The sequence below is a fragment of the Streptomyces sp. AC550_RSS872 genome (assembly GCF_019049285.1).
Taxonomy (GTDB): Bacteria; Actinomycetota; Actinomycetes; order Streptomycetales; family Streptomycetaceae; genus Streptomyces.
Window position 1 is genome coordinate 1 of record NZ_JAGMUL010000217.1, and the last position, 282, is coordinate 282.

The following is a 282-nucleotide window of genomic DNA, read 5'->3' on the forward strand; positions in this document are numbered from 1 at the left end:
GGGAAGAGCAGGTACTGCTGGAAGACGAACCCCAGGCCCCGCTTCTGCGGCGCGAGCCGGGTGACGTCACGGTCCCCGACCGTGATGGTGCCGGAATCCGGCTCGCAGAAACCGGCGATCATCATCAACGTCGTGGTCTTGCCCGACCCGGAGGAGCCGAGGAAGGTGACGAACTCCCCGGCCGCGATCTCCATCGACGCCTCGTCGACAGCGACCACGTCCCCGTAGGTCTTGCGCAGGGCCACGACCGACAGCGACTTGCCGGTCGCGGTGGCCGGCTTG

At 68.1% G+C, this 282-nt stretch carries 1 protein-coding gene; it reads right to left on the bottom strand.

Features of this window, described 5'->3' with window-relative positions; genetic code table 11:
- A partial coding sequence (locus tag KUM44_RS44710; RefSeq protein ID WP_254391024.1) for an ATP-binding cassette domain-containing protein occupies positions 1 to 282 on the bottom strand: 282 nt, incomplete at both ends.